Source organism: Streptomyces sp. DSM 40868, from assembly GCF_011820545.1.
Lineage (GTDB): Bacteria > Actinomycetota > Actinomycetes > Streptomycetales > Streptomycetaceae > Streptomyces > Streptomyces eurythermus.
Genome location: NZ_CP050504.1, coordinates 4,353,045 through 4,366,903 on the forward strand (window position 1 = coordinate 4,353,045; position 13,859 = coordinate 4,366,903).

Consider the following 13,859-nt stretch of genomic DNA (forward strand, 5'->3'; position numbering starts at 1 on the left):
GCCTTTTTCAGGGAGAAACGGGATGGGACTGACCGCGAAGATCCGTACGCGGGACGGGTGGGCCGTGTCGCACGCGGTCGTCACGGTGACCGACATGACCGGTACGCAGGTGCTGCGCGCCGAGGCGGATCACGAGGGAGCCGTACGGGACACCACCGAGCTGGCCCCGGGGGCGTACACCGTGATCGTGACGGCCGTCGGCTACGCGCCCGCGGCCTCCTCCGCGATCGTCACCGCGAGCGGCCGGGCCGAGGTCGGCACGGTCACGCTGGCCCGGCAGGGCGGCACCGAGCTGCCGCCGCCCGGACCCTGGACCATCGACCCGGCGCACTCCTCCGTCGCCGCGGTCGCCCAGCACCTGGGCATCTCCAGCGTGCACGGCCGGTTCACGGAGTTCGGCGGCACCATCGAGATCGCCCCCGACGACATCGCCAAGTCCCGGGTGGAGGCGGTGATCCGGGCGGCCTCCGTCGACACCGGCAACGGCATGCGCGACACCCACCTGCGCTCCGCGGACTTCCTGGACGTCGAACGGCACCCGGAGATCACCTACCGTTCGACGGGCCTGACCCAGGCCGGCTCCGACCGCTGGACCGTGCACGGCGAACTGTCCCTGCACGGCGTCGTACGACCGGTGGACCTGGACCTCGCCTACCTGGGCACCGGCGCCGACCCCTGGGGCGGCACCCGCGCCGCGTTCCGGGCCACCGCCGAACTGCGCCGCGAGGACTTCGCGATGAACTACAACCAGGTCCTCCAGGCGGGCATCGCCGCCATCGGCACCACCCTGAAGGTGGAGCTGGACATCCAGGCCGTGCAGGGCGACTCGCTCCCCCAGGCGTAGGCACGGCAGGGTCAGCCATGGGGGCACCCGCTGCCCCTAGGCTGCCCCCATGGCACCGAACATCGCTACCAACACGCGTGTACCGCTGGACGAGCTGCTGGACTTCGTACGGCCCCGGCACCGGGCCCTGCTGATCACCCGCCGGTCCGACGGCTCCCCGCAGGCGTCGCCGCTGACCTGCGGGGTGGACGACTCCGGGCGGATCGTGGTCTCCACCTATCCGGAGCGGGCCAAGACGCGCAACGCCAAGCGGGACGAGCGGGTCAGCCTCGTCGTCCTCAGCGACGACTGGAACGGTCCCTGGGTGCAGATCGACGGCACGGCCGAGGTCATCGACGCGCCGGACTCCGTCGAGCCGCTGGTCGAGTACTACCGCAACATCGCCGGCGAGCACCCCGACTGGGACGAGTACCGGCAGGCCATGATCAAGCAGGGGAAATCCATCATCCGGGTGACCCCGAAGCGGTGGGGTCCGGTGGCGACCGGCGGGTTCCCGGCGCGGCTGGTCCAGGAGGACTAGTCAGCCCCGGGCCACCATCGCCTCGATGCCCGCGATCAGCAGGTCCAGCGCGAAGGTGAAGTCGCGGTCCAGCATCTCCGCCACCGTGTCGCCGCCGCGCGCCGCCATGATGTCCTTGGACTCCCCGACGATCTCGGCGGTCCCGGGGACCTCGTCCACCAGGGCCATGGCCTGCTCGAAGTACTCCTCCGGGGACAGCCCCGTGTCCGCGACCCGGGTCATGAAGTGGCTCTCGATCGTGCCGAAGCCGTACACGAACTGGAAGACGGCCGAGATCGCCCCGGTCACCCCGCGCGCCGGCAGCCCCGCCCGGCGGACCACCCGCTGCACCGCGCGGGAGAACGCGAGCGACTTCGGGCCGATGTTGAGGTAGCGCCCGGCCAGCGGCGACAGCCAGGGGTGGCGCACCAGCAGCTGCCGGTAGGCGGTGGCCATCCCCCGCAGCTGCTCGCGCCAGTCCTCCCCGGTGTCGTCCGGGTCGGGCAGCCTCAGCTCGGCGTAGACCGCGTCCAGGGCGAGTTCGAGCAGGTCGTCCTTGGTGTCGACGTACCAGTACAGGGACATCGCGGTGACGTTCAGCTCGGCGGCCAGCCGGCGCATGGAGAACTTGGCGAGCCCCTCGGCGTCCAGCAGCCGCACCGACGTCTCGGTGATCCGCTCCCGGTCGAGCCCGGAGGGCTGCCCGCCGCGTCCCCCGCGCCGGACCGCGCGCTCCCGCCAGACACTGTCCCGCGCCGACCGCCCTGCCGCCTTCGCCACCGGCGCACCTTCCTCGAACTCGATCGCTTGCCACGATGCTAGGACCGCGGCCGCCCCGAAGGGGGGCGGGGCGGTGCCGACGTGCGGCTCGGCCCCGCGCTGTCAGACGGACACCCTCTCCGCCCGCCGCAGCAGGCCCGCCGCCACGAACCCTCCGACCAGCACGGCGACGGCTCCCACCAGCTGCCCCGTGCCCAGCCCGGCGGACAGCGACTGGCCCGACGCCACGGAGGAACTGAGCACCGCACCGAGGACGGCGACACCGAGACCGTTCCCGAACTCGGCCAGCGTGCCGTTGATGCCGGCGCCCACCCCCGCCTTCTCCGGCGGGATGGCGCTCATGATGGCGTGCGCCATCGCCGGGTTCGCCACCGCGCACCCCGCGCCGATCAGCAGCAGCCCGAGCAGCGTCCCCGCGTAGCCGCCGGAGTCCACCTCCGCGATGGACACCAGGCCCGCGGACATGCACACCATCCCCAGCGCGATCGACGCCGGCGTGCCCAGCCGCGCCGACCACTTCGCGGACAGCCCGCTGAAGTTGAGCACCACGACCGTCAGCGCCAGCGGTGCGGTCCGCAGACCGGCCTCCAGCGGCTCGTAGCCGAGGACGAACTGGAGGTGCTGGGTCAGCAGGAACAGCGCGCCGCCCATGCCGAACACGATGAGCACGGCCCCGGCGACCGCGCCGGTGAACCGCCGGTCCCGGAAGAAGTGGATGTCGAGCATCGGATCCTCGGTCCGGTTCTCCCACCAGGCGAAGGCGCCCAGCACCACCACCGCGACGGCCGCCGTGACCAGCACCCGCGCCGACGTCCAGCCGTGGCCGGGCCCGGAGATGATCGCGTAGACGAGCGAGGCCATGCCGATGGTGGACAGCACCGCGCCGATCAGGTCCGGGCGGTCGCCGCGCGGGTTCTTGGACTCGGGGACGAGGATGACCACCGCGACCACGGCCAGCGCCGCGACCGGCAGGTTGATCAGGAAGATCGCGCCCCACCAGAAGTGGTCGAGCACGAAGCCGCCGATCAGCGGGCCGCCGGCGAACCCGAGCGCGTTGACCGCGCTCCAGATGCCGATCGCCTTCGGCTGCTCCTCGGGCGCGAAGATCTGCATCGCCACGGCCAGCGTGGTGGTCATCAGCAGCGCGCCGCCGATGCCCATGCCGGCCCGCGCGGCGATCAGCTGGCCGGTGCTGCCGGCCAGTCCGGCCACCAGCGAACCGGCGCCGAACAGGACGAGCCCGGTGATCAGCATCTTCTTGCGGCCGTAGCGGTCGGCAGCGCTGCCCGCGGTGAGCAGCAGGCCGGACTGGACCAGGGAGTACGCGTTGATCATCCACTGGATGTCGGAGGTCGTCGCGTGCAGCTCGCGGGTGAGCGAGGGGATGGCCACGTTCAGGACGGTGTTGTCGAGCAGCACGGTGAGCTGCGCGAGACAGATGACGCCGAGAATCAGCCAGCGCTGGGGATGGCCTTGGGAGGTGGACATGCCGTACACCGTATAGGCGTCGCTATACGGTGTACAACGCAGTTTCCGGTCGGCCTCCGGACTCAGTCGCCCGCCTTCCGCGTCAGGTCGTAGAACGTCGCCGAGCCCACCGTCACCTTCGTGAACGTGCTCTGCACCCAGGAGCTGATCTCGGAGGCGGTGCTGTCGCCACCGCCCATGCCGCCGCCCATGCCGCCGCCCGCGATGAAGTAGTGGATCCTGCCGTCCTCGACGTACTTCTTGAACCGGGCGAGCGTCGGGGACGGGTCGGTGCCGTTGAAGCCGCCGATCGCCATGACCGCCTCGCCCGTGGCCAGCTGGTAGCTCGCCGCGTTCTGCGAACCGATGGAGGCGGCCACCCAGGTGTAGTCACCGGCGTCCTCCTCCAGCAGCCTCCTGGCCTCGGCCGGCACGCTCGCGCCGTTCAGCAGGCCGCCGACGCCGCCCATGCCGCCCTCGCGGGTCCGGCCGCCGCCACCGGGGAAGCCGTTGCCGTTCGGTTGGGTGCCGTTCGGTTGGGTGCCGTTCTGCTGGTTCTGGCCCGGCGTGCCGCCGGGGAAGCCACCACCGCCCGGGAAGCCGTTGCCGTTCTGCTGACCCTGCTGGTTCTGCTGACCCTGGCCGGGCATGCCCTCCCAGGTGCGGCCACCACCGGGTCCGCCGGTGCGGCCGGGGCCACCTCCCCGGCCGCCCATCATGCTCGCGCCCGCCGGACCGGCCGTGACGATCGAACCGGTGTGGCCCTGCCGGACGGTGCTGAGGGTGTACGCGGCCGGTCCGGCCAGCGCGGCGACGAGACCGACGGCCGCCGTCGCGAGGGCGAGCCGCCGGGTCAGCCGTCCGGCGAAGACCAGGCCGAGCGCCGCGGCCAGCCCGCCGACCAGGACCAGCCACCGCAGCCAGGGCAGGTAGTCGGGGGTGCGGTGGAGCAGGACGTAGCCCCAGGCCGCCGCCGCGACGAGGGACGCGGCGAGCGTGACGGCCGCCCACCCCTCGCGCCGCCGCTCCCACAGCAGCCCGGCGCCCATGCCGGTCACGGCCGCGAGGTAGGGGGCGAGGGCCACCGTGTAGTACTGGTGGAAGATGCCCGCCATGTAGCTGAACACCACCATGGTCGTCAGCAGCGAGCCGCCCCAGACCAGGAACGAGGCACGGGTGACCGAGGTCCGGCGGGCCCGGCGCGTGGCCACCAGACCGGCGGCGAGCAGGATCAGCGCGGTGGGCAGCAGCCAGGAGATCTGGCCGCCGATCTCGGAGTCGAACATCCGGTCCCAGCCGGTCTCGCCCCACATTCCGCCGCCGCGCGGGCCGCCACCGCCGCCGACGCTGCCGGTCTCCTCGCCGTTCAGCCGGCCGAGACCGTTGTAGCCGAAGGTCAGCTCCAGGAAGCTGTTGTGCTGCGAGCCGCCGATGTACGGGCGGGAGGACGCCGGCCACAGCTCGACGACCGCGACCCACCAGCCGCCCGAGACGACCAGCGCGAGCGTCGCCGCGGCCAGCTGGGCGAAGCGCTTCCTCAGCGGCACCGGGGCGCACACCGCGTAGACGGCCGCCAGCGCCGGCAGGATCAGGAACGCCTGGAGCGTCTTGGCGAGGAACGCGAGACCGACCGCGGTCCCGGCCCACACCAGCCACTTGGTCCGGCCGTCCTCCAGGGCGCGGACGACGAGGTAGCAGGCCACCGACATCAGCAGGGCCAGCAGCGCGTCCGGGTTGTTGAAGCGGAACATCAGCGCCGCGACCGGGGTGAGCGCCAGCACCGTACCCGCGACCAGACCGGCCACCGGGCTGAACCGGCGGCGCACGGCCGCGTACACCACGGCGACGGTCGCCACGCCCATCAGCACCTCGGGCGCCAGGATCGCCCGGGAGTTCAGGCCGAACAGGCGCACGGACAGCGCCATCGGCCACAGCGCGGCCGGCGGCTTGTCGACGGTGATGGCGTTGCCCGCGTCCAGCGAGCCGAAGAAGAACGCCTTCCAGGACGTGCTGCCCGCCTGGACGGCCGCCGAGTAGAAGGAGTTGGCGTAGCCGGAGGCGCCGAGGCCGTACAGGTAGAGCAGGAGGGTGGCGGCCAGCAGGACCAGCAGGGCCGGGCGCGCCCAGCGGGGGTCCTCGGGCCGGCCGCGCCACAGCCGCCGTACGAACGGCTGCCCCGGCCCGGCGGCCGGCTTCCCCGCGGTCGTGGCGCCGGGCGCGGTCGTCGGCGGGGCGTCATGGGTGGTCATCGGGTGTCCCCAGGGTCGGTGGAGTGCGGGCGCGCCGGCCGCGGACGCGCGAGGGCGTCCGTGGCCTCGGCGGCGTGCGGGTGGGCGGTGGCCTGGTGCGGCCATGCGTACGGGGGCCGGGCGGACGAGGTGGCCGTCGGGGGCGGGACGGGCTCCGTCCGGTCCGGGAAGACCCAGGCGCGGAAGAGCAGGAACCGCAGCACGGTCGCCGCGAGGTTGGCGGCGATGAGCACCGCCAGTTCGGTGGAGTGCGCCGGGCTGTCGCCGGCCGCGTTCAGGGCGGCGAGCGAGCCGCTGGTCAGGGCGAGGCCGATGCCGAAGACGACCACCCCCTGCGCCTGGTGGCGGACGGCGCCGCCCCGGCCGCGCACCCCGAAGGTGAGCCGGCGGTTGGCGGCCGTGTTGGCGACGGCGGAGACCAGCAGCGCGAGCGCGTTGGCGGTCTGGGGGCCGACGGCCTGCCGGAAGGCGCTGTACAGCACCAGGTAGAAGAGCGTGGACAGACCGCCGACCACGCAGAAGCCGACGAGCTGGCGGGCCAGGCCGTGCGGCACGCCGGTCAGCTCGCGGTCGCGCGGATCGTCGCCGAAGGGCCGGGTCAGCCGGTCCAGCGGCAGCGAACCGGTGGCCAGGGCCTTGCCGACCCGCCACACGCCCTTGAGGTCCTCGGCGGCCGTCCTGACGATGTGCACGGTGGAGTCGGGGTCGTCGACCCAGTCGACCGGCACCTCGTGGATCCTCAGGCCCGCCCGCTCGGCCAGCACCAGCAGCTCGGTGTCGAAGAACCAGCCGGTGTCCTCCACCAGCGGCAGCAGCACCTGGGCCACGTCCCGGCGGATCGCCTTGAAGCCGCACTGCGCGTCCGAGAAGCGGGCCTGGAGCGAACCGCGCAGGATCAGGTTGTAGGCCCGGCTGACGAACTCCCGCTTGGGGCCGCGTACGACGCGGGAGGCGCGGGCCAGCCGGGAGCCGATCGCCAGGTCCGAGTGGCCGGAGATCAGCGGCGCCACCAGCGGCAGCAGGGCGTTGAGGTCGGTGGACAGGTCGACGTCCATGTAGGCGAGGACCGGCGCGTCGGAGGCCGACCACACGGTCCGCAGCGCCCGTCCCCGGCCCTTCAGCTCCAGCCGTACGGTGCCCACCTCGGGAATCTCGGCCGCCAGCCGCGCCGCCACCAGGGGGGTGGTGTCCGTGGAGGCGTTGTCCGCGATGGTGATGCGGAACGTGTACGGGAAGGTGCGCGCGAGGTGCTCGTGCAGCCGGCGCACACACGGCGGGAGGTCCTTCTCCTCGTTGTAGACGGGGATCACTACGTCCAGGACAGGCGTACCGGCGTCTCCGGCCGGGAGGTGCTCCCGCGCCGGCAGGGTGCCGGGAGAAGAGTCGGTTCGCATGGCACCGACTCTTCTCAGGCCCCCTGTCGCGCCGATGTGCCGACGCTGTGCTGCGGCTGTGAGTGCGGGGGCGGGGGTGCTGCCGGGGCGGGGGCGGAGGGGGGTCGGGGCGCTGCCGGCACCGGGGCGACGGAGGGCCGGGGCGCTGCCGGCACCGGGACGACAGACGACCGGGGCGCTGCCGGCACCGGGACAACGGACGGCCGGGGCGCTTCCGGAACCGGGACGACAGACGGCCGGGGCGCTTCCGGAACCGGGACAACGGACGGCCGGGGCGCTTCCGGAACCGGGACGACAGACGACCGGGGCGCTTCCGGAACCGGGACAACGGACGGCCGGGGCGCTTCCGGAACCGGGACGACAGACGACCGGGGCGCTTCCGGAACCGGGACAACGGACGGCCGGGGCGCTTCCGGCACCGGGACGACAGACGACCGGGGCGCTTCCGGAACCGGGGCGGTTGGAAACGGGTGCGCTTCCGGCACGGGGCCGGTGGCGGCCGGGGTGGTCAGGGCGGGCAGGTACAGGGTGAACACCGTGCGGCCGGGCACGCTGTCCACGGTCACGGTGCCCCCGTGCGCGCCGGCCACGGCCTGCACGATGGCGAGCCCGAGGCCCGTGGAACCGGTGGCGCGGGTCCGCGCGGAGTCGCCCCGGGCGAACCGCTCGAAGACGTGCGGCAGCAGCCGGGCGGGAATGCCCGGACCGTCGTCCTCCACGTCCACGCACGTCCACGGCCCGTGCCGGCGCACCCGCGCGGTGACGGTCGTACCGGGCGGGGTGTGCTTGCGGGCGTTGCCCAGCAGGTTGACCAGCACCTGCTGGATCCGGGCCGGGTCCGCCGAGACCGGCGCCGGGACGTCGGGCAGGTCGAGCCGCCAGGTGTGGTCCGGACCCGCCGCGCGGGAGTCGCTGACGGTGTCGACGACCAGCGGGACCAGATCGGTGTGCTCCCACTGGAGCGGACGGCCGGCGTCGAGCCGGGCGAGCAGCAGCAGGTCCTCCACGAGCAAGGTCATCCGCCCCGCCTCCGACTCGATCCGCCCGAGGGCGTGCCGGGTGTCGGGCCCGATCTCCTCGTGTCCGCGCCGGGTGAGTTCGGCGTATCCGCGGATGGAGGCGAGCGGGGTGCGCAGCTCATGGCTGGCGTCCGCCACGAACTGGCGCACCCGTGTCTCGCTGCGCTGCCGGGCGTGCAGGGCGCCGTGGACGTGGTCGAGCATCCGGTTGAGCGCGGCGCCGACCCGGCCGACCTCCGTGTGCGGGTCGCACTCCGCCTCGGGGACCCGTTCGCTCAGGTTCACCTCGCCGGTGTGCAACGGCAGTTCGGAGACCCGGGTGGCGGTGGCGGCGACCCTTCGCAGGGGGCGGGTGGCGACGCCGACGAGCACGTAGCCGGCGATGGCGGCGGCGACGAGTCCGGCGGCGGTGACGCAGACTTCGACCAGGATCAGGGTGTTGATGTTGTCGTCGGTGTCCTTGGTGGGCAGCGCCACGTAGAAGGCGTCGGCACCGCTCTGGCTCGCCATGTACTTCACGCGGTAATCGCCGAGGCCCGGGATCCGTACGGTGTGCGCGGCGCCGTCCCGAGGCACCGTGCCGAGCGCCGTCTTCTGCGCGCCGGTCAGGCTGTCGGCACGCGACCGCTTGAAGAAGCCGTTGTCGTCGTTCTGCCGCCGGGCGACGGCCGCGCTGCTGATCGAGGAGCCGCGTGCATAGGCGGCGACGGCGCCGAACGGGGTCGGCCCCTTCGTCAGCAGGTTCTCCACCTTGGTGTCCGGGGTGGAGGCGTCCGGCATGCGGGGCAGCGCCCCGGGACCGGCACCGCCGCCGGGTTCCGGGTGCCCGACCCCGCGCAGGGCGATCTCGGTGACCTTGCCGTCCAGCTGCTCGTACAGATGCGAGCGCAGCGCCAGCGTGGTCACCGTGCCGATCACCGCGCACACCACCGCGATCAGCGTCACGGACGCGACGACGAGCCGTGTCCGCAGGGTGCGCGGCTGACCCGCCCGGCGCCGCCGGGGACCGGGCCGCCGCCGCCCGCTCACGACGCGGCGGGCTTGATCAGATAACCGGCCCCCCGCCGGGTGTGGATCATCGGCTCCCGGCCGGCGTCGATCTTCCGCCGGAGGTAGGAGATGTACAGCTCCACGACATTGGCCTGGCCGCCGAAGTCGTACGACCACACGCGGTCCAGGATCTGCGCCTTGCTGAGCACCCGCCGGGGGTTGCGCATGAGGAAGCGCAGCAGCTCGAACTCGGTGGCGGTGAGGTGGATGGACGCACCGCCCCGGAAGACCTCGTGACTGTCCTCGTCCAGGGTCAGGTCGCCCACGACGAGCACGGAGTCGGACCGCCGGTCGGTGGCGCCCGACCTGCGGATCAGCCCGCGCAGCCGGGCGACGACCTCCTCCAGGCTGAACGGCTTGGTGACGTAGTCGTCGCCGCCGGCGGTGAGCCCCGCGATACGGTCCTCCACCGCGTCCTTGGCGGTGAGGAAGAGCACGGGCACGTCCGGCAGTTCGCGCCGCAGCCGCCCGAGCACGGACAGGCCGTCCATGTCCGGCAGCATCATGTCGAGCACGACGGCGTCGGGCCGGAACTCGCGGGCCGCCTGGACGGCCCCCTGTCCGTCGCCCGCGCTCCTGATCTGCCAGCCCTCGTAGCGCAGGGCCATGCTCAGCAGTTCGGTGATCGACAGCTCGTCGTCCACCACAAGCACCCGGACGGGGCTCCCGTCCGGCCTCAGCAGTTCGGTGCGCCCCTGGGGCGAGGTCGTGGTCATGCCGGCCACCCTGTCGGGGCGCTCTGAGAAGACGCTTTCCAGAGTCTGTGATTTCTCTGAGAAACACCCGAGGAACCGTCAGGGGGCCATCAGGAGGCCGTCGGCGCCCCGCCGTTCAGAACAGTCCGTCGGGCTCCCTGCCGAACTCCCGGACGGGGAAAGCGCATCCGTCCACCGCCGGTCCGGCCGGCACCAGCTGCCACCCCGTCATCAGCCGGGTGTCGAGGACGACGGCTCCGCGCCCGCCGACGGCCAGATGGAGATCGGGTCCGGCGGCCGCGACCAGTTCCCCCCGCACGCTCCCGCCCGGCACCAGTTCCAGCACCTCACCGAACGCCTCCGGGACCCCCGCAAGCCCGAACACCCCCATGTGGTCCACGACCTGGCAGGGCTCGAGACGCAGCGACTCGGGCCACCCGGCGAGCGCGACGGCCCGCGCGTGCAGCTCCCGCACCTCGGCGGCGCGCTCCGCTTCCGTGCCCGGCAGCGCCGACCGCACCGCCCGTTTCTCGGTGTACGGAACCCGGTCCGGCACGCCCAGCGCGGCCCGCAGCAACTCCTCGGCGCGCCGCGCGGCCATCAGCGGGCCGGTGCCGAGCCAGCTGAAACAGACGGCGCCCTGTTCGAGCAGCCGGGCCGGTCCCCGCTCCACGGCGGTGATGCCGGCCTTCACCATGCCCGGCCCGAACCAGGCCAGGTAGACCCGGTAGGGCCGGGGGTCGTCCGCGACCGTATCGGCGGCCACCGAGTGGGCCCGGGCCAGCCGCGCGCACTCCTCGCACCGCCCGCCCGTACTCCGCCCCGGCACGACGGCCCGCACCGGACACTCGTTCCCCCGCGCCCCGGCACACGCCCGCACACCCTCCTCCGGCACGGCGAAGGCGATCCGCTTCCCCCGCGTCAGCGCACTACTCCGCCCACCGCCCCACACCAGCGCCGCACCGTCCACCGCCCAACGGATCCCCGAACACTTCCAGACCTGTGCCATCACTGGGGAGGGTAAGGGGTGGGTCGGACACCCTCGGCACCTGGCGAGCTGGGCAATCTGCGCCCTGGGGCGCGCAGTGTGCTCGCGCCCGGAGAGGCAGAGCCCACGCAGGAAGCCGACACCTGCGCCCTCGGGCCTCAGCCACGCTCCCGAAGACAGACCGACGATCTACGAGGCCGACGAGGCCCTGAGCTGACAGGAGCCCTTCTGAGCCGGTTGCCGTCAAAACACTGCCGTCAAGGCAAAAGCCAGAGGCCCCGCAGATCTCTCCACGGGGCCTCTGGTTTGCTGTGCACTCGGCAGGATTCGAACCTGCAACCTTCTGATCCGTAGCTCTACAGAGATCGGTCGCTGACGGTCATACAGGTCGCATGTCGGCCCCGGGGAGACGCTTCAGGGTGGGGCCGGTTGCTGTGGTTGCTGTATCCGGCTGCTGTACAGCAGGATCCCGGTGGGGGTGACGGCATGGAGCGGGAACTACTCGAACGGCTGCTGGTCGGGAACGACGAAGCATCCGTGGCCGCCCTGGCTGCGCTCCGCTGCGGCGCTTCCCACGTGGTCTGGGAGGGGACCACGTCTGCTGGGGCGCTCGCCCGTGTCTATGAACGTCGACTGCGGTACACACGCCGCCGGGGCATCGAGACCACGAACCTGGCACACGCCGTGGATCAGCTCGGCCGGCATCAGCACCCAGTCCGCCTGGGGCAGATCAGGGCTGCTGATGGCGCCTGGACTTTCATGCTGTTCCTCACCGAGGACGGCAGCAGGCTGATCGCGTGCACCGGCGTTCGGCGGACCCGGGTCTGAACCACAGCCGACGAAAGTCAGCCACGACGGCGGGTGCGCCGATCGCTCAGGCGCGCGTATGTCTCGCTGCACCCCCACCGGGCTCAGCCACGCTGCTGATGCCGTCGGCCAGAGCAAGCTGCGACAACCGATGCGTGACCACGGCGCCAGAGCCCCCGATAGGGACTGACGAGAGCGGTAGCTTCCATGAACCCTCCAAACGTGACGCGGATGATCACCGTAGGCTCCAGCACAACACTCCCTTTGATTGCGGAGATCACGTCAGCGATTGAAGGAATGCCGAGCGAATTCGGCGCATGATCATAAAGAGGGTGAGGATGAAGTGAGTCAGAAGCGCCACGAGGATGCTACTCAACCATCGGTTGATCTTTTCCATCCCCATGCCCGACGCCACACCCAAGATGCCTGCCGCCCCTAGAGCCATAAGGAGCGCATATGTAACATTTGCCTGAAGCTGCTTTGCTAGTTTTAGCCGTACATTCTGTGGACCTAGACCGCCGGCTTGGGCAGCCTTCGCCGCTACATCGAAGAGCAATACCAGCAGATTGAATAGAAGTCCAGCCAGGATTGCGAAGGCGGCGAGGATATTACCGACCCCCTTTACCTTCCAATCAAGGAAGGCTCCGAAAGCACCCAACAATACGGGAGCGCCGAGGAAAAAAGAGATTTCCCCCCACATTACTTGATTAGTGGCATGACTTCTTAGGGTCTGAAAATGATCCTTGATGATCGGTACGAGATCAATCATGCGGATCAACGGGTACCTCCAGCCGATAGTGGTCCCAGAGCTCCGGCCACTCGAACTCTCGGTGCATCGCTTCAGTGCTCATTCCCATGGTCTGCGCGAGGTCTTCTGCCAGATCGCGAGCCTTCGAGTACACCCACGCGTCAGTCATCTCGGCGAGTCCGTCCTTGCGGAGCTCGGAGTCCAGGTCATAGAGCATGGCAGGAGTTGTACCAGACGACACTGACAACGTACGGGTGGAACCGGCGATCTTTACTACGACCTTCATCTCTCGATACTCGACTCCGCGCCATTCGAGCATGCTGGCAACATCTGCGTCACCAGTAAACACTGACTCGATCTTTCTCTTTCCGAAGGCGCCGAGTCGCGGAGGTCGCATAACCACCTCGAGGGAGCCCAAATCGCGCTCCGTGTCGCCCATTCCGAGGACCTCGGCAACGTCATGAGGGATCGCTTGCCGAACAAGGCGTATTGCTTTAATTTCACCGCTAGCAAGATACATACCGAAAGCAGCCTCGGACGTCATGTTGTTGATTTCTAGCGTGTAGCCGTGATGCTTCGCAGCGAAAGCCTTTTTAAATGCCTCTGACAGAGCAGCAATGACACCATTTCCCTGGAACCGCTCAGTGAAGAGTAGGCCCGAGGAGGCATTGCGGGGTAGGGTCAAAAAATTACGCAAGTCGGTAAGATCTATATGATCTTCTTCCTTTTGGAAGACAACCTGCCCCGAACTCCTGTCACGGATTCGCGATTGTGCCCCGTATGACCCGTAGCCGAGTTTAAAGTTCAACGAGCGCTTATCCTTGAAGACCTCCTGACACTCAAGAGATCGCTCCTTTTCCGTGATCTCGTAAGGGCGATCCTGGAGACTCAAGAGAAATCCATAAAACTCCTTAAGAAGATCTCCCCCGGATCGATCAAAATTATCGAGTGGCAGGTATTCCGTTTCTCGACTCCTGCGGATCCTCACTGCGTAGCTTGCGAGCGTGTACTTCGCCACTCGGCACCTCCCCTGATGATTATCAGATCTTCCCACATCTGCGTGGAGTTGACGCACTGTTAGGACAATGCGCTTGGTGCGTGGTGTGCCTCGACTGGACGGGGCGCGCAAGCTAGAGGTCGGTGGCGCTGCTTTGGAGCCAGTGGTCACGGCTCCGTAAGCTTCCGGCGCGCCGGGCAAACTATGGGCCTGCCGGGTAAAGCACGACGTGGGGGCCTTGATCTGCGAGGCTCGCGCCAAGGTGGCTAAGCCGTGGAGCCGACCGCCCCAGCCACGACGTACCCCTTCTCTGACGTCAGGT

The 13,859-nt window shown here is 70.4% G+C and carries 11 protein-coding genes and 1 pseudogene; 3 read left to right on the top strand and 9 right to left on the bottom strand.

From position 1 onward, the window contains the following. Positions 1-22 precede the first annotated feature (22 nt). Together HB370_RS19815 and HB370_RS19820 are read left to right on the top strand one after the other, a co-directional pair. A complete protein-coding gene (locus HB370_RS19815) occupies positions 23-844 on the top strand; it encodes a YceI family protein (RefSeq protein WP_030786095.1) in 822 nt (273 codons plus the stop codon). A 49-nt stretch (positions 845-893) separates the two neighbouring features. Continuing rightward, positions 894-1,364, top strand: coding sequence for a PPOX class F420-dependent oxidoreductase (locus tag HB370_RS19820; RefSeq protein WP_030786098.1), 471 nt, complete (start codon positions 894-896; stop codon positions 1,362-1,364). On the opposite strand, the gene HB370_RS19825 is transcribed toward HB370_RS19820, so the two are convergent. From HB370_RS19825 to HB370_RS19855, 7 genes and pseudogenes are all read right to left on the bottom strand, one after another. Further along, the gene (locus HB370_RS19825) at positions 1,365-2,123 is read right to left on the bottom strand and encodes a TetR/AcrR family transcriptional regulator (protein WP_030786101.1); all 759 of its coding nucleotides are present in this window, start codon (positions 2,121-2,123) and stop codon (positions 1,365-1,367) included. 102 nt (positions 2,124-2,225) lie between these two features. Continuing rightward, positions 2,226-3,611 carry an MFS transporter gene (locus HB370_RS19830; RefSeq protein ID WP_244405566.1) on the bottom strand — a complete coding sequence of 462 codons (1,386 nt, stop codon included), beginning with the start codon at positions 3,609-3,611 and terminating at the stop codon, positions 2,226-2,228. 62 nt (positions 3,612-3,673) lie between these two features. Beyond that, on the bottom strand, positions 3,674-5,839 hold the full coding sequence (locus HB370_RS19835; RefSeq protein WP_078637615.1) for a glycosyltransferase family 39 protein: 2,166 nt from the start codon (positions 5,837-5,839) through the stop codon (positions 3,674-3,676). Beyond that, positions 5,836-7,233 carry a bifunctional glycosyltransferase family 2/GtrA family protein gene (locus HB370_RS19840; RefSeq protein ID WP_030786108.1) on the bottom strand — a complete coding sequence of 466 codons (1,398 nt, stop codon included), beginning with the start codon at positions 7,231-7,233 and terminating at the stop codon, positions 5,836-5,838. Before HB370_RS19840 ends, HB370_RS19835 begins: the two co-directional genes overlap by 4 nt. 509 nt (positions 7,234-7,742) lie before the next feature. Further along, positions 7,743-9,281, bottom strand: a pseudogene (locus HB370_RS19845) (HAMP domain-containing sensor histidine kinase); the annotation flags it as partial. Continuing rightward, positions 9,278-10,018, bottom strand: a complete 741-nt coding sequence (locus HB370_RS19850; RefSeq protein WP_030786112.1) for a response regulator transcription factor — start codon at positions 10,016-10,018, stop codon at positions 9,278-9,280. The gene HB370_RS19850 and the pseudogene HB370_RS19845, both read right to left, overlap by 4 nt. Positions 10,019-10,133: 115 nt before the next feature. Continuing rightward, the gene (locus HB370_RS19855) at positions 10,134-11,006 is read right to left on the bottom strand and encodes a DUF2797 domain-containing protein (protein WP_078637604.1); all 873 of its coding nucleotides are present in this window, start codon (positions 11,004-11,006) and stop codon (positions 10,134-10,136) included. A 408-nt stretch (positions 11,007-11,414) separates the two neighbouring features. Between HB370_RS19855 and HB370_RS19860 the strand changes: the two genes are divergently transcribed. After that, the gene (locus HB370_RS19860) at positions 11,415-11,813 is read left to right on the top strand and encodes a hypothetical protein (RefSeq protein WP_244405568.1); all 399 of its coding nucleotides are present in this window, start codon (positions 11,415-11,417) and stop codon (positions 11,811-11,813) included. Between the two features lie 256 nt (positions 11,814-12,069). Here the strand turns inward: HB370_RS19860 and HB370_RS19865 are convergent, their stop codons facing one another. Together HB370_RS19865 and HB370_RS19870 are read right to left on the bottom strand one after the other, a co-directional pair. Next, positions 12,070-12,570 (bottom strand): hypothetical protein, encoded by a 501-nt coding sequence (locus HB370_RS19865; RefSeq protein ID WP_157855598.1) that lies wholly within the window; start codon positions 12,568-12,570, stop codon positions 12,070-12,072. Next, positions 12,554-13,558 carry a hypothetical protein gene (locus HB370_RS19870; protein ID WP_157855599.1) on the bottom strand — a complete coding sequence of 335 codons (1,005 nt, stop codon included), beginning with the start codon at positions 13,556-13,558 and terminating at the stop codon, positions 12,554-12,556. Before HB370_RS19870 ends, HB370_RS19865 begins: the two co-directional genes overlap by 17 nt. Between the last annotated feature and the right edge of the window lie 301 nt (positions 13,559-13,859).

Bases quoted from the DNA above. Each gene is read 5' to 3' on its own strand.
- HB370_RS19835 (WP_078637615.1), bottom strand. From the start codon at position 5,839: ATGACCACCCATGACGCCCCGCCGACGACCGCGCCCGGCGCCACGACC.
- HB370_RS19820 (WP_030786098.1), top strand. From the start codon at position 894: ATGGCACCGAACATCGCTACCAACACGCGTGTACCGCTGGACGAGCTG.
- HB370_RS19815 (WP_030786095.1), top strand. From the start codon at position 23: ATGGGACTGACCGCGAAGATCCGTACGCGGGACGGGTGGGCCGTGTCG.
- HB370_RS19855 (WP_078637604.1), bottom strand. From the start codon at position 11,006: ATGGCACAGGTCTGGAAGTGTTCGGGGATCCGTTGGGCGGTGGACGGT.
- HB370_RS19850 (WP_030786112.1), bottom strand. From the start codon at position 10,018: ATGACCACGACCTCGCCCCAGGGGCGCACCGAACTGCTGAGGCCGGAC.
- HB370_RS19830 (WP_244405566.1), bottom strand. From the start codon at position 3,611: ATGTCCACCTCCCAAGGCCATCCCCAGCGCTGGCTGATTCTCGGCGTC.
- HB370_RS19840 (WP_030786108.1), bottom strand. From the start codon at position 7,233: ATGCGAACCGACTCTTCTCCCGGCACCCTGCCGGCGCGGGAGCACCTC.